Genomic DNA, 18,111 nt, shown 5'->3' on the forward strand with positions numbered 1-18,111 from the left:
GGGCCCGCGCCGTCATTGCACATTTCGGCCTCCCTGTCAGTGCCGGGCGTGGGGCGGATCGGCCTCGACCGCGACGGCCGGCACGGGTCCCGGCGGTACGGTCGCCGTCGGTCACCGATAGGAGATTACGGCCAGGACCGGCGTTGCCGCGCGTACGTTCACGGCTGTTAGAGCGCCGAACCTCGATGTCAATCGCTTGTCCGTGACGACGTCTTTGCAGTCGCCTGTTTCGTGGGCACATGACATCCTTGTCGATCAGGAAAACTCAAGCAATCCCCGGGCCGGGGTCAGGCGCGCAGCAGCGTGATCGTGCGACTGCTGGGGCTGGCGACCTCGGGGTCGGCGAGCACGTTCACTTCGACGCCGGTGGTCAGGACGCGGGCGATGACCTCGCGGTAGATCGGGTTCGCGACCTGTACCGGGTTGCGAGGGGTGATCAGTTCGAGGTCGCGGACGTAGGTCAGGTCGTTGTCGTAGGGATCGAGCGCGAGCAGGTTCCCGGCGAGGACGGGTTCGAGGATGCGCCGGACCTGGGGCTCGGTGAGTTTCGCGGCCAGCGAGTCCAGGTGAGTGGCGCGAGCCAGGATCAACCGCTCCTTGGCCTGGTCCACATGGTCGACAGTGATCGGTTCGCCGACCGGCACCCCGATCTCCTCGACGACTTCGAGGGTCAGCGCGTTGACCAGCCAGGGCTGCCCGGCGGTCAGCTCGATCGCCCGAGCGGCCGCGTCCGGGGTGAACTCCTGCCCTGTCTCGGCGGTGTGCTGGGCGTAGAGTTCGCGGACCTCCTCGGGCAGGAAGTCACCGAGTCGCAAAGACTTGATCGTGACGTTGAACGGGCTGGCGGTACCCAGCCGGGACGGGTCGCCCCCCGAGGCGGTCCCGGGGACCCGCGGAACCGCGAAGCGGTTTCGGGGGCAGGAGTCGCGGACGTCGCGCAGCCCGCACAGCACCACCGACGCCGGGAACCGCCGTGGACGTTGGTTGAACCCGGCCCGGAGCTGACGCAGCACACTGACCAGGCTCTGCCCACGCAACGCGTCGATCTCGTCGAAGAACAACACCAGCGGCCGCGGACACACCAGTGCCCAGGCCGCGAGCGATTCCTTGAGGAGGTTGGCGGCCACCGTGTCTGGCCACGGCGGCGGGCGCAGCTCCGGCGGCAGGGCGATCTCGGCTTGGCTCCGGATCTCCTGCAGGATGCTGCGCTGGGCAGTGCCGTAGTCGTCACCTGCCGCCTCGCCGAGCTCGCACGAGAAATGCAGCGCCGCGTACCGACCACCGGCTGTCAGTTCCTCCGCCAGCGCGCGCAGCGCCGTCGTCTTCCCGGTCTGGCGGGGAGCACGGACCACGCTCACCACCCTCCACGACCTCGGGCCGAGGATCGTCGTCGGTCACTCTACGGACCGGAGCCGAGCCCACACCCCACCTCGGCGAGCCTCACGCTCGGGCTCTCCTGATGATCCGAGCCCACTTCTGTAGTGAATTCCACTGGGGATGTGGAAAGTCACCGATCAATGATTTTAGGTGACCGATTGGGATAGATTAGACTAGAAGCGATTACCTAAATAGCCGATGATGCAACACGCTGTCGCCGAGTGCGGCATCTGACGTCCATACGGCAGCACTTGCTCTTCATGTCGCCTGCACATGTACGGCTTTTCCACAAGCTCGCGCAGGGCTCTCGACCTCGGAGCCTCCCGCGCGTACCGTGGACATGCACGGACGGTCGTCTGCCACCGGAAACGGCGGCATCCGCAGAGCGGCATAAGCCGGCCGACGCGCCTAGAGGGCCGCCACCCACGGGTAGGCGGCCTTCGTCGTATCGTTCCACGGCTGCATCTTGAGTCCGTAGGAGGTAAGCGGACGCCCCGGTCGCCGGTAGAGGCGGGACGCGAGTTCACGCAGATACCGAGTCTCCATGTTGCCGAAGCGGTCCGGCTCGAAGGCGGGAAACGTCGCGGACGCGGCCATGTCTGCGAGCTGGAGCCCCTCCACGCGGCTCGGTTGATCGATGCGACCACCGTGGCTGTCGAGCGCCCCCCAGGCGATCCGACAGTCGGGGTCCGCCTGTAGCGCCGCTTCGTACCGCCGCAGCTTGGTGGTCTCGAACCGTACGATATGCGCGAGCGTGTAGTCCAGAGTCGCGCCACGCGCCTGAGCGAGCCATGACAGTCGCTCCAGCAAGAACCTCAGCGTGTAAAGGTACGCGTGCTCTTCGCTTGGCAGAACGTCAGAGAGATGTCTCTTGCATACTACGACGGTGGAGATCGTGAGCCATGGGAGCGCCCCGACCGTCCGCGCGACGTGAAGACGCGGGGAATGTCCCTTGAGGTTCTGCCAATGCAGAGTATCGCCCGGGCGTCGCTTGAGGTCGATACGGAGCTGAGCCAGCTCGGCGGCCATCGCCGGGAGGTGAGCGTCCGCGAGAATCACTGCGGACATGACGAAGTGGTCGGTCGACCTCGCCGTCACCGCGCGACCGCCCGCCTCGTCGATGAAGGCATGGAGCAGGGGAGCCGACATGGCCCCAGGCTATGGTGCCGCATCAATTCGCCCACAGGGGGTCGCCATGCAGGCCATCGGCGACGACCAGGGGAATCATTTCCTTGTCCTGGATGTCGTACACGATCCGGTAGTCGCCGGTGCGTACGCGCCATTCGCCCGCACCGCCCACAAGCTGTCGAGCGGCCGGTGGACGGGGATCGTCGGCGAGGAGATCAATGACAGCCTGCACCCGGCGTCGGGCCGTGGGGTCGAGCCTGCGTAACTGGCGGATCGCATGCGGTGCGACACTGACCGTGTATCTCATGTCAGGCCGAGTTCGGCCTTGACCTCATCCCAGGGGATGGGCGTCTGCCCGGTCGTCATCATCTGCTCGCGCGCTTGTTCGGCTTCGCGTATGTCGGCCATGTCTTCGGCCAGCGCGAGGATGCGATCCAGGTCATCGGCATCGATGATCGCCGCAACTCGCCGGCCGCGACGGGCGAGGTAGACCGGCTTGTGGTCTGCGCGGACTTGATCGATGATCGCGGCAAGCTGCTCTCGAGCCTCCGACACGCTCAGCTCGGGCGATGTGGTCATGTTTTTAACGTACAACAGAAGATCGTTACGTACAAGTAGAGCGCCAAACGTACACTCGCCTCGGCTGGCGGTTGGGAGCTCAACGCAACGACCGCAGCCATAAGAACGGCCACCGCCACCCGGCTGGGCTACGGAGCGCCCGGCACGGCTAACCGCTACCCGGCCGACGCGGTACTGAACATGCCCGCGGGCCGGCACTCCCACGCGGGCTGCGGTGGCTGGCCGTCGTGCAGCGCACGACCGGTCTCCGGATCGGTAAACGCCAGATCGCGCACGCTGCAACAGGCGATGCCACCGGACGCGTTGCGGTCAGCCACCGCCAAGGCGGTATGCGCTACCGTCCGCAAGCGGGCGACTCGATTGTCAGCCGGGGAGTAACACGGCGGCAAACGGATGGCCGAACGCGGCGGCGTCTACGACGCCACTCCAGTGCCCTGCACCCCCACCGACGGCCTCGCCCGCCCGGTGCACCGGCTCGGCCAGCCAGTTCCTTCCGGCCCGTATGGTGGCCGTCGTGGATCTAGACGAGACCGGGTGGGACATCGAGCTGGGAACTGTGTTGGTGCGGCGGACCCTACACGATCGGTACGGCGGTCGGCGCCAGGGCGGCATCGGCCCATCCCGTACGACCCCCAACGTCTTGCTCTTCACCGACCCCGCGCGGGGCAGGCAGCACGGCTACTTCGACGGTTGGGGTGATGACCAGGGCTGCGCGAAGGTAACATAAGGTGATGATCTGTAGCTCTAGGTGATCAGGAAGTTGAGTGCTCGGGTGCGGTCTCTGGCGATGTACTCAAGGGTCGCCTTGATCTTGGTCGCGCCGTGGAGGCGAAAGATGCCGAGGGCGAGGTTGCGGAGGATGGAGAGGTTTCGCGGGCCGTTTCCGGTGTGAGCGCTACAGGTGTCCTCTCGCCAGGCGGTGTCGCGAGTGTAGTGGATTTCGTTTTCGATTTCCCAATGCCGGCGGACGTGGGTGTGGATCGCGGCCGGAGTGGCGCGCCACCCGCGCAGACTGGTGATGATAAATGCGTATTCCTTGGTTAGCCTGTTGCCTTCTAGGTCGAACTCCTCGCGACGGATGACGGCGATCGTCCGCGCGAACGGGAAACGTATACCGTCGGCGGCGGTGGTCCAGATGGCCCACCGCTTGATGCGACCGTGAGAGCGTTCTTCCTCCTCATGGCTGGGGGTTTGCTGGAGAAGCGGAAGGCAGCGCTCGAAGACCTGTCGGTGAAGGGTTGGCTGGTTTCCTTTGACGGTCAGGACGTAGTCGATACCACGTGTGCGGAGGAGGATCGCGGTCTTGAACTGGGTGTGGGCGGCGTCCGCCGTGACGACGGCTTTCCCGCGCCGGTATCTGAGGTTCTTCACCAGGTTCTCAACCTGGGTGATCTCGTTGGTGTCGTCGGGAACGAGGGTCTGGGCGACGACGACGCCCTCTTCGTGGATCATGGCGGCGAACAGCTTGACCTGCTTGTTCTTGTCGGTCCAGGCGCCGCGCAGGACCTTGCCGTCCAGCGCGATCACCAGGTCGCCGTCGCGGTCGCGTGTCGCGCAGTCGTGCAGCCAGGCTCCGACGGCGAGGTCGAGCAGGTCCGCGTCGATGTTGGTGAGAACGTCCCGGATCGTGGACTCGCTCGGCGCCGCGTAGCGCGCGCCGAAGTGGTCGTAGGGCGCTCCGAGCTGGGCGAGGAGGCTTTGTGGGAGGTCGGCGGCGCGTCTGCCGATCTGGCGGTAGTTCGCGGCGCCTGCGAGTGTCGCGACGACCGCGACCGCGACCGCGAGCACGAAATCGAGGTTGTACGTCTTTCCGCGGGCGGCGCGGAAATCCTTCACCCGGCGCAGCATCGCGAGAAGTCTTCCGGCTTTGTTCTCGCCGGCCTGGTCATGGCCGCTCGACAGGTCGGCGCCGGTCTGACATGATGGCATGCGGTGGCCTTCTGTATGGGACTATGTTGGTTGGCGCTTTCATTATCCCGAGCAGGAGGCCACTTTCATCACAACGGCGGGCCGGGTTTTGGATAACTCGATGTAAGGGTCACTCCGGCCACGCACCGGCAGATTTCCGGGGCTGGCGCGTGGGGTACCGATCCGATATACACCGCGAATCTCCTCCGAGACGGCTGCCGAATATCGACGACGCGTGTCATCGGGTGCAGGGTGGTCCCAGGGCGGGTCCAGATGCCGCCGCACAGCGACTACACAGCGTAGTAGATCACAACTTGACGTGATATTCACGCGACCCTGGCCAAACCCCCACCCGCTGCTGGTCCCGGCTGTGCCGCCGCATTCCCGACCTATCTGCGTTGATACCAGGTGTCTTCGACGATCATGTCTGAGATATTTTTCGGCTCACAGTAACCGATGAGGTCCGACATGCGGTTGATGAAGCCATGTCCGGAGAAGTTCAGCGAGGTGTTACACAGGACGCCGTAGCCCGAGACAGCCCGGAAGGACTCCAGGAGCTGGTATACGGTGGGATCCTGGTGACGCCGGCTGGACTGGATTCTCGCAGTTCCGTCGACGTGGGTTACAGCTGGCAGCGCGTCGGTCCGGACGTTGCTGAAGTAGAGCATGTACGGGTCCTCGACCGGGTCGTCGAACCAGAGGCCCAGGTCCTCCTCGATGCAACAGGGGGCTTCGGCTGGTAGCCTTCGCGTTGTTTGATCGTGTTGAGGAGTTCCTTCGTTCCTTCGTTCCGGCGGTCAACGGCGAGGCAAGCAGTGATCGATGCCCGAGGGCGCGCGGTCCTAGCTCGTAGCGTCCCTGGACCCACGCCGCGACGCCGCCATCCAGCAGCCGCCTGGCCAGCCGTTCGAAATGCAGTGGCTGCGCTGACCATCGGGTGGCGTCGGGTTTGGCGTCACAGTGGAACGGTGCGCCGGCATAGACATTCCACTCGAGACGACACGGTTCGCCGAAATAGGTTGCCGCGTCCATCGCGGTTCCGATGGCCGAACCCGAGTCGTTTGCGCAGGGCGGTACGAAAACGTCGGTGAAGAGGCCGGACTCCTGCCAGCTCCTGTTCCACGCGCAGTTCAGGCCGCATCCGCCGGAGATCAGCAGTGGCAGGCCGCGGGGGAGCCGGTCTTCGGCCACCACGCGGAAGGTCTCAAAAAGGCGGATCGTGAGATACCGTGCGGCGTTGTGCAACAGCGGGCTGTCGATGCCGCAGTTGTACAGGGCGGAGGTCCGGTAGGCGTTCTTCTCGAACGGGAAGAATGTCCTGCTGGATTTCAGAAGTGCATTGACCACCTCCTTCTCTTTGGGGCCTGGCCCGGAGCCGTCCGCGTAGGCGGTCAGGGCCATCAGTTTTCCCGCGTACTGCAGCCTGGGTGTCCCTCCGGAGTCGTCGAAGGTGGGGTCGGCAAGGCCGAAGAGCGAGGCGTAACGCGCACCGGGCTCAGTCATGACATGGATGGGAGTGATCTTTGCCCCGTATTCCTGCCAATGATAGAAGGAGCCGATCTCACCCTCCCACACCAGAATGACGCACTCCTCCAGCGGGGCGGCCGGACTCATCGCCGCGGTCATGAACAGATGTGAGCGTTCATGACTGGACGTGAAGACGGTGACCGGCTTCCCGAGGAAGATCCCCTCCGTAGTGACCCCCGCGTCGAGGCCGAAATAGCCGGCACCGTAATGTGACACGTAGCCTGACAGGGGCTTGTACCAGCCGCCGACGGCGAGTACGTCCGGGGGGCCGGGCGCCATGTCCATCGCCTGGAGAACAGCTCTCGCGGAAATGGCCCCGTAACGGTCGCCGGAGTCCTTTTCACCCTCAAGAGAGTCGACGAGACGGCCGTCCTCGACGAACGCGATCGTGCCGTCGTGCCCAGCTTTCATGGTCAGAATCCGCATTGGTGCTCCATTTCAGGCACTGTGTCGCGGTGAACTCCGGTGGCGTCGGCCGGCGCTGTCCCGGTCGATGCCGTTGATCGTGCCGGGTCAACGGGAAGCGGCGGCCATGAACTTCCGGATACTCAGTGGCATCACGGCGGCTATGATCGCTAGCGACCAGACAATCGAAGTGGCAATCGGATGATCTGTCACCAACGTCTGGTGCACCGCCGGCGGAGCCGGGTTTCCGAACAGTTGCCGGCACGCCGACGCGATAGCCGACACCGGGTTGTACTCAGCCACGTACTGCACCCAGACCGGCATGCTCTGAACCGGTGCCAGCGCATTGGAGAGGTACATGAACGGGAACAGCCAGATGCTACCGGCGCCGGCAGCCGCCTCCGGGCTGCTCACGGACACGCCGATGAGCGCGCCGAGCCAGCTCATCGCGAGTCCGAACAGCAACAGAAGGGCGATCGCCGCTGCGGCTGAACCGATGCCGTTATGTGCGCGCCAGCCCGCCAGGTATCCGCAGCCGATGGTGATCAGGACCGTTATCAGTGAGTGCATGAGGCCGGCATTGGTGAATCCGGCCAGAATCGACGACCGGGCGACCGGCAGTATACGGAGCCGGTCGAGCACCTTGTCGTGGATGTCCAGCGCGAGCGCGCACGCGGTGTGGGACGTGGCTAGGACGATGGTCTGGGCCAGCATGCCGCAGATCGCGAACTCGGCGTAACTACCACCGCCCGGCAGCTTTATCGCCCCGGCGAACACGAACACCGTGGCCAGGGTGAACAACGCCGGCTGGATAAAGCTGTACACGATGACGTCGGGCCGCCGCCGTAATCGCATGACAATACGCTTGGTCAGTATCCAGATATCTGCCAGCTGGGTTCCGGGCGCGGGTTTGGCCGTATGGTGAAGCGTCCGCTGGCGCCTGTGCAGGCCAGCGCCAGGCGACGTGGTCGGGTGCTTCGTCCTGAGGGTGACCGGCTGGTTTGCCAGTCGGAGAGTCGCAACGGGGGGAGTCCCGTCCTCGCGGTGCGGTATGTCGGTCAGCCCGCTGTCAGTCCAGCTGAGCATGGAGCTTTCCCTCCGCCGCTGTTTCGGCAGTGTGGTCAGATTTCTAGTGTTTTTACTCATGCCGCCACCAGCGTCGATCTCGCGGTGTTCATCGGGCCTGTGGTCTCCGCGCTGGCGACGGGGCCGGCGGGACGTTCGGTGAGGCTGAAAAAGACGTCGTCGAGGCTGGGACGACGCAAGCCGATATCCTCCACAGTGATATTGGCGGCTTCCATGGTGCGAAGTACGTCGGCGAGCAGCCCGGGTCGGTGCGGTGCCAGCACACTCACCCGCCGTTCCGACGTGGTGACCAGCGCCTGCCCGGTTCCGGTCCGCTCGAGGACGCCCGCGGCCACTGACAGAAGCTCGTGATCATGGAGCACGACCTCGATGCGGTCGCCTCCGATGCGGGCCTTCAGCTCGTTTGCGCTTCCCTGCGCGATCACGCGGCCGTGATCGACGACGGCGATGAGGTCGGCGAGCTGATCGGCTTCCTCCAGATACTGCGTGGTGAGCAGGACTGTGGTGCCCGCGCCGACCAGCTCGGCTACCACATCCCAGGTGGCGCTGCGGCTGCGGGGATCCAAGCCGGTGGTCGGCTCGTCCAGGAACAGCACGGACGGCCGGGTGATCAGGCTGACTGCCAGATCAAGTCGCCGCCGCATGCCTCCCGAGTAGGTCTGAGCGGGGCGCGTCGCAGCTTCGGTGAGGCCGAACTGTTCAAGAAGCTCCTGCGCCCGCTGGCGTGCCCCACGCCGGCCGAGCCGGTGCAGCCGGCCATACAGCTCCAGGTTCTCCCGCCCGGTCAACAGGGGTTCCAGCGCTGTTTCCTGACCGGAGACGCCGATGCTGCGGCGCACCTCCTGGGGGTTTTGTACGACATCGATGCCGTTCACCCAGGCGCGTCCCCCGTCGGGCATCAGCAGTGTCGTGAGCACGCGGACGGTGGTGGTCTTGCCCGCTCCGTTGGGACCCAACAGGCCGAGTACGGTACCCGCGCGGACTTCCAGGTCGAGCCCGGTCAGCGCGTAAGAATCGCCGTATTTCTTTACCAGGCCTTCGGCTGCGATGGCGGTTCTCATTGAGACAGCACCTCCTGATTTCTTCCGTGGTTGTCATTTGCCGGCGCATTCAATGCCGGCCGTGGGAGCTTCGTGGCGCCGGCCGCGGTCGGCGGGCGAAGGGTCGGCGGGCGGAGAGTCGCCGGAATGGTGCGCGATCCCCAGTTGGTGTTGCCCAGGGTGCAGAGTGCGTAGACCTTCAACGGCAGCAGCAGGCCGATTTTAATAAAATCGTGGAGCGCGAAGGTGAAGAAGGTCGTTGTCCGGTTGTGCCAGGCTCCATAAGAGCAGTTCGCCAGCGCAAGGCCGGTCAGTGCGGCGACGGACCACCATGGTATTGACGCGGTCGCCGCGACCAGCGCCAGTCCGGTGAGTATGGTCAGGCCGAGGAGCAGCGGAGCGACGTTCTGCGCAATCACGTCCAGGGTGAGATAGGGGCCGAACCGGGAAAGGAGCCGAATGGCCAGCAGCGTGTCCCGGTATGTGCTGCGCGCCCATCTAAGCTGCTGGCGAAGGTAGGGTCGAATTCGCTCGGGAACCAGCGTCGCGGCCTCGGCGTCCGGCACGTAAACGGTGCGCCGGCCCGTCTTGAGGATGAGGATGGTGAGGTGGCGATCCTCGCCGAAGTCGCTGGGCCGCCCACGGAAGAACTGGGTCTCGTATTGGTCGAGGACCTCGAGGAGTACGGAACGGCGATAGACCGCGCAGGGCCCGCAGCAGCAGATCACGGCACCGAACATGGCCTGCGCCGCCCGTTCCTGGTTGCAGGCGATCCAGTACTCCATATTGATCATCCGTGTCAACCAGGTGGCCTTGGCGTTGCTGGCGACCATGTGCCCCATGGCTGCGCCGACCCCCGGGTCGGCCATGGCCGCCGCGAGCTTGCGCGCGACGTCCGGTTGAATTGTGGTGTCAGAGTCGATGTTGATGACCAGGTCGCCGGTCGATTGGCGGATCGCGGCGACCTGCGCCTTACGCTTTCCGACGTTGCGAGGGAGCAGTATGAAGGTGAACCGTGGGTCGTCGGCGTAGGCGTCGTAGACACCGCTCAGCCCGTCGCGGTTTCTCGATCCGTCGTCGACCAGATAGATTGCAAGCTTTCCCTGGTAGTCCTGGGACGCCACCGACCGCAGGCATTCCGTGAGGACCAGCGGGTCCTCGTTGTAACAGGGGATAATCACGTCCACAGACGGCAGGGAGCCGATACTCGGCGGGCAGTCGAGTGAACCAGGCGCGCCGGCCGCGGGCTGGCGAGATGCCCGTTGATGGGTCCGTCGCGCATAGTATATCTGTGCCGCGAGGTGGCCGAGAACGAGAATTAAGTAGGATAACAGAAGAACGGTGAAAGTGCCAGACAGAACGCTCACGATCCAGGGCATGGTGACCTCGATGAGAAGTATTGTGCTGGCCGGACGGCCGGCGACCGGGCAACGGACACAGCGAGTTTGGAAGTCGTGTCCATTTCCGGGTCCGGACCCGGAGGTAGACACCGTCGGTGTTTCCCTGTCGGTGGTTCCCTGGTCGGTGCTTTTCGCTGTCGAGGTTTCGACGCTGGACACAGACTCCCACGCGCACGCGGCCTGAAACAGACCGCGGTTGTGCTGGCACCGACGCTGGTGCGTGTTCCCGCCGGGACCAGCTCTGCCGTAAACGGCAATGCTGGTACTGCCGATGCCAGGGTCAGGTCGTTGTCGCCGACGCCCGCGGAGCCGCGTCCGCGGCATCAGGCATCAGGCATCAGGCATCAGGCCGGCACTATCAGCCGGGCGTTACCAGGCACCCGTCACGAGTGGGTTCCCCCCCGCGACGGCGCGGGGTCAGCGGGGCGGCGTCGCGCCACAGGAGTTGGCCAGATCCGGTGCTGACAATCAGCCTGCCAGCGTGGCCGGCCAGCCCGGTGACCTCGGCAGGGCACGTCTCGAGCACTGTCCAGTCAACCTCGTACCGGAAAGGCAGCCGCGTCCACAGGATTCCGTCCGACGTTACGCCGTAGAGACGACCGTTGACGTTCGTCATGGCGACGATCTGGTGGGCGTGCCCCGCGTGGGACCAGGCCGCGCCGGTCGCGATCCCCTCGAACGGGAGGAAGACGAGATTGCCGCTGGCGGTGGCGCCGAACAGCCCGTCGAAGCTCGCCGCGAGCGCGACCACCTCCGCCGCGGTCCCGATCTCGGTCCAGGTGGCGGCGTCGAGGTAGGGCTCTCGCCGCACCAGGCGGCCGTCGGTGGTCACCGCGTACAGGCCGATCGGCTGTCCGGCGGTGGCCTCACGAGGGCTGGCCAGGGCACGAACAGCCGGCGCGGGCCCGAGGAGGGTCCACTCCAGGTTCTGCCCAACCGGGTCCCGAACCCACAGTCGCTGGTCGGAGTCGGCCGCGAACAGTCTGTTCTCGCAGGCTGCGAGCGCGACGACCTGCCGTGCGTTCCCCATCCGCTCCCAGTCCGTGCCCGGCCACGGACGCGACAGTCGGGAAAGCACCTTACGGGTGATGCGGTCGACCACAGGATCGGGGGACAAACCGAGCCCGCTGCCCCAGCCGGTCGTGGCGGCGTTGAACACGGTGCCGCCGCCGGGCGCCCGTAACACACCCATGGTCGCGGCGCCGCCCTGCCCGAACTGCCGCCAGTGCGCCAGGTCCGCGGTGGCGAGTACGACGAAGGTGGGCGGCGTGCCGTCCCGCCCGGTGACCCGAGGTACGCCACCCTCCTCGATCACGTCGGCGGCGTCGGTCTCGTAACCAAGCGTGCCAGCCCCGAAAGCGTCCCCGTCGGCCAGGCCGGTGCCCTCGAAGACCCAGTGATCGGCGAACTGCGCCGTCCAGGTCGCCTGGGCCATCGCCTCCAGGTCGCCCCAGCAGCCCGCGCCGCGCCTGAAGCTCGTACCAGTGAGGGTGTTCTCCGGGCGGTTCACCGGGGCACTGGACCATTCGACCGTTACCCGGGCGTCGTCCACACCGGTCAGGGGGTCCTCGCTGGCATCGCGGTAGCAGACGAAGGTTCGGCCGTCGTCCTCGATCCGGAACTGCCACCAGCAGGTGTTGCCGGTCAGGAAGGCGACGTTGCCGCCGGACGCCAAGAACCGTTCGACGGTGTCCCGCATCTCGGCCGTCCAGTACTCGTCGTGCCCGATGGAGACCAGCAACCGGTAGGCGTCGAGGAGAATCGCGCCGTCATGCAGGTCGAAACCGGAGCAGCAGTAGTCGACGTCGAAGCCGCTCGTGGCGAGCCAAGCCAGCAGGGGCACCTCCCATCCTGGGCCGCTTGAGCTCGGCCGGCGCAGGCTTACCCGGCGGCCTCGATCGGGTTGCTCGGTCCAGTACAGCGACGCGCCGGGAACACCGGCCCAGGCATAGGCCTGAAAGGTGGGAAACGGAACCGACACCAGTATGTCGGCGTGCGCTGTGGGCTCGGCCGGGCGCACGACGAAAAACGCACGGCTCTGGCCAGGCGTGCCCGGATGGACCTCCACGGTGTACAGCGCGCTTGGCCAGGACGGCGGGACGTCGAGGGTGAAGCCAACCGGCCATTCCCGGTCGGCGGCAAGATCGTCTGGGGTCGGGTAGGCGTCGACCCGTAGGGCGAACCGCGCCATCTCCTTACCGCTGACGAAGTCGCTGACCACCAGCACGGCGTCGGTGCCGACACCGGAGTCGTCGTTGAGGTGGAAGTCGAGTCGACCGCACTGGCGGACCGATGTCGCCCCGCTGTACACCTGCACACCCACCGGGCACCCCTCGTCCGCCGTCTTCTCCGCCCGCGGCCTCACCGGCCGCGGGCGCCTGGGGTATGGAGTTTGTACGTTCAGCCACCCAGACAGAAGGCAGTGAAAGGTTGTTTCAGCCGGTTCATCCAGGCGCTGAAGCCCAGTCCCTGTCCGCTCCCGCGCCGGCGACCCGAGTCGGTCAGGAGCCCATTGGCCCTACCCACTGAACCCACGATCCAAGCTGGTCGATCCCCGCTGAGAACGACATCCGAGGCACGAAGCCAGCTGCCGCCAGCCGGTTTATGCTGGCAACCGCATGTTCGCTGTACAGATCCTGTTCCCAGGCCGGCAGGCCGGCAGGATCAGAAGTCACGGGGGTGGCGATCCCGAGTATCCCTCGGAAGGCATCATAAAATTCCCCCCAGCTTACCGACTCCGGTCCGGAGACGAGAAAGTGGCGGCTACCCGGATCTGGGAGTTCGGCCAGGAACAGGATTGCGTCGGCGACATCGTGGACATGTACCGCGTTACACACCCCGGGGTGGTCGCCCGTGGGCAGAAAGTCATTTTCCTTCGCAAGTCTCCTGAGTGGACCACTCGTCCAGACTCCGCCCCACGGGCCGTACACGATCGTCGGGTGCACACAGATTACTTCCAGTTCAGCTGGGTCGACCTCCAGTACGAGCCGCTCGGCCGCCAACTTCTGCTGGGCGTATCCCCGGTCCGACAGTAAACGGGCCACCAGCGGTGTTTCCTCATTAACGGCGTCCTGATCAGCCGTGTCATATACGGCGACGGAGCTGACATGTATCAGGCGCCGAACACCCGCAATTTTCGCGGCGTCCAGAACGGCCCTGGTCCCGTCGACGCTGACCGACCAGTTTTCACCTTCCTCGACACCGTTGCCATACACGGTGTGCACGACCACGTCGCAACCAGTGAAGGCCTTGGCAAGCTCATCGACATCGCGAGTGTCTGCGCATGAGAACGTCAGATGCCCACGGTCGAGGTGTGACAGCCGGGCCAGCCTGGCCAGGTTGCGTACGACAGCAGTCGTACGACCATGACGGGCGATTATCCGGTCGACGATATGGGCACCGATGAAGCCGCTCGCGCCGGTCACCGCGATTCGGCTGGTCAGCGGTGGCCCCGCCGGAGCGCCTTCCCAAGGGCGGGCCAGGCGGTTGCGGTGTGCCGACTGGCATGCGGCCAGCATGCTCACCGTCGACACCCCGTCTTCGAGCGTCGCGAGCCTTGGTTCGGCACCTGCGATGCGGTGTGCGAACTCGGCGAGCTGCTCCCGGAAGGCGTTGCCCCACTCGGCCTGCGCCGGCGCGAGGACCGGCACCGGTCCGCTTGCGACGATCTTTCCGCTGCTGTCACTCTGAGTGAACTCAGCCTCCAGACTGACACCCACTGTCACCGTACCGGCGGTTCCCTCGATCACACATTGGTTCGACAGTTCGCGAAGCCGGCTGAGTTCGATTTCCGCCGGGACGTCCCCGAAAAGAAGTGTGGCGCTGAGCTCACTGTCGGAACCCGTCGCATCGGCGTTGTCCGCAATGCTTACCAACCGAACCGGCCCGCCGAACCAGCGGTGAAGAATGTCAAGAACATGCGGACCTATGTCCAGGAGCAGACCGCCGCCGTCGAGCGGGGCGTCGAACATGAAACCGCTTACGGCGGGCCACTGATAGGGGAATCCCTCCGCCCACCGGACCCGGTGAATCCGACCGAGTACCCCCGAGTCCACTATCGACCTGATCCACTGAACCGAGGGAAAGAGGCGACGGAGATGCCCCGGCATCACTTCGCAGCCGCTCTCGGCCGCCGCTGCCACTATCTGGTCGCACTCGGCGACTGTCAGAGCGACGGGTTTTTCGACGAACACGGGACGACCTGCCCGCAGGGCGCGGACGGTCAGGTCCGCATGGGTGGCGTGTGGTGTCGCGACGACAACTGCGTCCACCATCGGCAGGATCGAGTCGAGATCTGTTCGGACGACTATCTGATCACGGACGGATTCGGTGTGGTTCTCGGCAGAGAGCTGCTCAAATATCCGCATGGCCTGCGTCGCGTGCGCCTCGACAACGTCGACCAGAGCGGTCAGTCGGAACCAGGGGTTTCCGACCAGAGCGGGAAGATGACACTGGCGGGTTACCGCACCACATCCGACGATGCCCAGCCGTATGCGTTCGACATGCTCATTCTCCATGGTCGACCATCCTCACCGAAGATCCTGGGACGGGGGCGAGCGCGATTAGGCGTTCGGTCCACAGCTGTCGAATCTCGTTGACGACGTCCTCGTCCAGTCCACCGTTCGGCAGGAGATCCGCCAGCGCGGTCTTACCGTCCGCCCGGGTGAGTGCGGTCCCCAGGTCCGTGCTGACGGCTCGCGACGGTGCCCGTCCGTCCCGGTGGGCCAGCATCGCTCCCGATATCAGTTCGTCGTCCGAGCCGAGGGCTGAGACGAGACGTACCTCGACAAACGGCGCCAGCCGCGGACTCAGGCTGCCGTATCGCCGCCAGTCGAACGGGCGCTTTTTCGTGATGAAATCCCCGACAACCAGAACGTCGATCTCGGTGGTGAGGAAGCAGGCGATCGCCTCGTTCACCGACTGCACGATCGGCTCGGCGTTGTTATTGAACGAGGTGTTGAGCAGAACGGGTGTCCCGGTGATCTCCCCGAATCGTGCGATGAGTTCCCGAAAACGAGGGTTGGACCCGTCGGTGACGATCTGTATCCGCGCCGATCCGTCGACGTGTGTCACCGCGCCCAATAATTCCCTCTTGTCCGTTCGGACCGGCACGACGAAGCCCATGTATTCCAGCGCGGAAGGGTCGGCGGGAAGCTCGAAGTATTCACCTGCCAATTCGGCCAGAACGGCCGGGGCGAAAGGGCGATAATCCTCCCGGCGTTTCACGGCCATGTTGATTCGGTCCCGATTTTCGGCTGGTCGGGGGTCTGCGAGGATGCTGCGGTTACCCAGAGCGCGCGGACCGAACTCAGACCTGCCCTGCACCCAACCCATGATCGAGCCTTCCGCCAGCAGACGGGCGGCGGTTGCCGCGATATCGCTGTGCTCCTCCCAACGTAGGAACTCCCCCCATGGCTCAAGCTCGGACAGGACCGCTTTGTTGTCACCGATGCCAGGACCCCAGCAGGCATTGCGCGGCCGCCTGCGCGCCGGTTCAGACACCGGCCAGTCGCCGGCTCCGGATCGCTGCGCGTACAAAGCCGCCCCGACCGAGGCACCGGCGTCGTGGGACGCCGGGTGCACGAACACTCGGTCAAAGATTTGCTGGGCGATGATCTGTCCAGTCATACTGCTGTTCTGCGCGACTCCGCCCGCCATGCACAGCGCGTCGAGTCCTGTTGCCCGCCGCCAGTGTTCCAATACGTGCAGTACGATCTTGACGAGCACCTCCTGTACCGCGGCCGCGAAATCTCTGTGCACTGCTGAGAACGGTTCCTTGGCGCGGCGGGGACGATAGCCGAATTCGAGCATCTTCCATGGGAGCCGAGCCATCTCAAGACGGTAGTCTCCGTTCTCGCACAGCTGGAAAAGCTCGCCGAGCACGGCCCTGAATCTGGTCGGATCACCGTACGAGGCGAGGCCCATAACCTTGTACTCGTCACCCAGGCGGTACCCGAGGAGACGGGTGGCCCAGTTGTAGAATTGACCCAGCGAGAAATCGCTGTCGAAGGTCTTCAGCGGGATCAGCCCGGTGGCGTCGCCGCGGTACAGGGACCCGGAGCTGTGCTCGCCGTTGCCGTCCATGATGAGAACCAGCGCCGTATCAAACCCGGAGTGAAAGAAGGTGGATGCGGCGTGGGCCACATGATGCGAGACGAAATCAATGTGTACTGGACGGATCCGATCCCCGAACTCGCTGTTAAGGCGCTCGGTGATGCACTGCCGCGCGGGTGTAATCAGCGCCGAGGGCTGGTCGATCGCTTCAGCCTGCATCGTTTTGTCACTGTCCTCCTCCTCGAAGAAGAACGCGATCGAGTCAATCTCGGACGGATCTACGTGAGTTTCCTCCAGGCATGCCCTGATCGCCCGGTGGGGAAATTTGTTGGTGTGCTTCACTCTGTCCAGCCGCTCCTCCTCCACCGCGGCGATCACCTGGCCGTCGAGCGTGAGGCAGGCCGAGGCGTCATGAAAGTATCCCGGTAGCAGTCTGGGCACCGAATCACCGGACCGCGAGTCGGACCACGAGTCGGACCACGAGTCAAAATAGCCGCTCAGGCCAAGGGTCAGCATCAGGCTTCACCTGACTTTCTCGTCGCTTTCAGGAGAAGCTAGTCCTGGCACTGTAACCGTGCTTGAGACCAAGTGCGGTCGCAATACCAGGGGGCTCCGGGGACCATAAAATCGTAAAAATTCTTCCCACCACTTTGGAAATTTTTCCTATAACTTCTGAAGTGGGTGAATCGCGGTTTCCCAGGCGAGCCCTGATCGGCCCCACGAAACCGCCTCGCGACGCCGCGGGACCCTGCTCGTTCGCCGGACCTACCGATACAGGTCGTAGGGTTGCCAGCCGGTGGTGACTCTCATCTCTCCCCCTCCCTCGGCACACCTGAAGGGTCTGTCGTCGACATGAATCCGGCGGTCAGACCTCGCGTGCCAAGAATCTTCCTATGGCGCGGGCCGTAACAGAGCCCATGAGTGTGGGTATTGAGGGTCCCACTCTGGGATTCCGTGACTCGCTGTTCCAAACCGGCCGTACTGGTACTGCTGGTTCCAGGATCGTTCGAGTAACGTAGCCGACGGTGCTCTGATGCCAGCGCATACGGACGATGACGGTGACGGTGCGGTAGACGGTCGGTGTTGTCACCGGCGGCAACAGCGGAACGACAACAAGGCGCCGCCGGAATGCCAGCCGGCCAGGCGGTGGACCCGCCGTGGCCGATGGGCGATCCCGTATGGTTCAAATAGGGTCGATCTCGGTAATCCGACTTAATCGAACACTTACCCGGACAGCGGCGTGACCGTGACGACACGGACCTACCCCCATAGCCCTACGGCGATCGCAGTAGAGCCAGCTTTCCGTAGCCGGGATTGTCGACACGTGGAGGACGGGCAAGGAGTGTTCGGTGAGCGTGGGAACCCGGGTTCCGACGTGGTGTCGGACCGCGGGATGGGCGACGTGAGATCGAAGAAGACAGGCGACGGCGACGCTCGTGTCGAGCGCGAGGTCGGTCACCGGCGCCCGGCGTCGATCAGAGCGAACACAGTCTCGTCGGTCACGACGGTGTCCGAACCGGCTACCAGGGAGCCGTCGACATCCCGGAGCCGCGCCGTCCGTCCGGTGGGTATGAGTTGCAGGCCGGCAACCGACCCCCGGTCAGTCA

Annotated in this window: 12 protein-coding genes and 2 pseudogenes; 1 reads left to right on the forward strand and 13 read right to left on the reverse strand. The window is 64.9% G+C overall.

Annotated features, from left to right (window positions below):
* Nucleotides 1-335: 335 nt before the first annotated feature.
* From U9983_RS19445 to U9983_RS19460, 4 genes and pseudogenes are all read right to left on the reverse strand, one after another.
* Nucleotides 336-1,352: pseudogene (locus U9983_RS19445) on the reverse strand (AAA family ATPase); the annotation flags it as partial.
* A 433-nt stretch (nucleotides 1,353-1,785) separates the two neighbouring features.
* On the reverse strand, nucleotides 1,786-2,526 hold the full coding sequence (locus U9983_RS19450) for a DUF3800 domain-containing protein (RefSeq protein WP_322755408.1): 741 nt from the start codon (nucleotides 2,524-2,526) through the stop codon (nucleotides 1,786-1,788).
* Nucleotides 2,527-2,548: 22 nt separating this feature from the next.
* On the reverse strand, nucleotides 2,549-2,812 hold the full coding sequence (locus U9983_RS19455) for a type II toxin-antitoxin system RelE/ParE family toxin (protein WP_322755409.1): 264 nt from the start codon (nucleotides 2,810-2,812) through the stop codon (nucleotides 2,549-2,551).
* Complete coding sequence (locus U9983_RS19460) at nucleotides 2,809-3,084, reverse strand: type II toxin-antitoxin system Phd/YefM family antitoxin (protein WP_322755410.1); 276 nt, start codon at nucleotides 3,082-3,084, stop codon at nucleotides 2,809-2,811. The genes U9983_RS19455 and U9983_RS19460 overlap by 4 nt, the downstream gene beginning before the upstream one ends.
* 514 nt (nucleotides 3,085-3,598) lie before the next feature.
* On the opposite strand from U9983_RS19460, the gene U9983_RS19465 reads away from it, so the two are divergent.
* Nucleotides 3,599-3,811, forward strand: a complete 213-nt coding sequence (locus tag U9983_RS19465) for a hypothetical protein (protein WP_322755411.1) — start codon at nucleotides 3,599-3,601, stop codon at nucleotides 3,809-3,811.
* A 17-nt stretch (nucleotides 3,812-3,828) separates the two neighbouring features.
* Here the strand turns inward: U9983_RS19465 and U9983_RS19470 are convergent, their stop codons facing one another.
* The 9 genes and pseudogenes from U9983_RS19470 to U9983_RS19505 form a co-directional block, all read right to left on the reverse strand.
* Nucleotides 3,829-5,013 (reverse strand): ISAs1 family transposase, encoded by a 1,185-nt coding sequence (locus U9983_RS19470; RefSeq protein ID WP_322755412.1) that lies wholly within the window; start codon nucleotides 5,011-5,013, stop codon nucleotides 3,829-3,831.
* Between the two features lie 368 nt (nucleotides 5,014-5,381).
* Nucleotides 5,382-5,711 (reverse strand): carbamoyltransferase C-terminal domain-containing protein, encoded by a 330-nt coding sequence (locus U9983_RS27990; protein ID WP_416211450.1) that lies wholly within the window; start codon nucleotides 5,709-5,711, stop codon nucleotides 5,382-5,384.
* 106 nt (nucleotides 5,712-5,817) lie between these two features.
* Nucleotides 5,818-6,945 (reverse strand): annotated as a pseudogene (locus U9983_RS19475) (carbamoyltransferase N-terminal domain-containing protein); the annotation flags it as partial.
* Nucleotides 6,946-7,032: 87 nt separating this feature from the next.
* Nucleotides 7,033-7,986 carry an ABC transporter permease gene (locus U9983_RS19480; protein ID WP_416211451.1) on the reverse strand — a complete coding sequence of 318 codons (954 nt, stop codon included), beginning with the start codon at nucleotides 7,984-7,986 and terminating at the stop codon, nucleotides 7,033-7,035.
* Nucleotides 7,987-8,066: 80 nt separating this feature from the next.
* Nucleotides 8,067-9,071 (reverse strand): ATP-binding cassette domain-containing protein, encoded by a 1,005-nt coding sequence (locus U9983_RS19485; protein WP_322755415.1) that lies wholly within the window; start codon nucleotides 9,069-9,071, stop codon nucleotides 8,067-8,069.
* A complete protein-coding gene (gene nodC / locus U9983_RS19490) occupies nucleotides 9,068-10,417 on the reverse strand; it encodes a chitooligosaccharide synthase NodC (protein WP_416211449.1) in 1,350 nt (449 codons plus the stop codon). The genes U9983_RS19485 and nodC overlap by 4 nt, the downstream gene beginning before the upstream one ends.
* Before the next feature lie 391 nt (nucleotides 10,418-10,808).
* The gene (locus tag U9983_RS19495) at nucleotides 10,809-12,773 is read right to left on the reverse strand and encodes a N,N-dimethylformamidase beta subunit family domain-containing protein (RefSeq protein WP_322755417.1); all 1,965 of its coding nucleotides are present in this window, start codon (nucleotides 12,771-12,773) and stop codon (nucleotides 10,809-10,811) included.
* A gap of 178 nt (nucleotides 12,774-12,951) precedes the next feature.
* A complete protein-coding gene (locus U9983_RS19500; protein ID WP_322755418.1) occupies nucleotides 12,952-14,967 on the reverse strand; it encodes an NAD-dependent epimerase/dehydratase family protein in 2,016 nt (671 codons plus the stop codon).
* Complete coding sequence (locus U9983_RS19505) at nucleotides 14,957-17,020, reverse strand: carbamoyltransferase (RefSeq protein ID WP_322755419.1); 2,064 nt, start codon at nucleotides 17,018-17,020, stop codon at nucleotides 14,957-14,959. Before U9983_RS19505 ends, U9983_RS19500 begins: the two co-directional genes overlap by 11 nt.
* Between the last annotated feature and the right edge of the window lie 1,091 nt (nucleotides 17,021-18,111).

Origin of the sequence: Protofrankia sp. Cas3, from assembly GCF_963555955.1 — a bacterium.
Classification (GTDB): Bacteria; Actinomycetota; Actinomycetes; order Frankiales; family Frankiaceae; genus Protofrankia.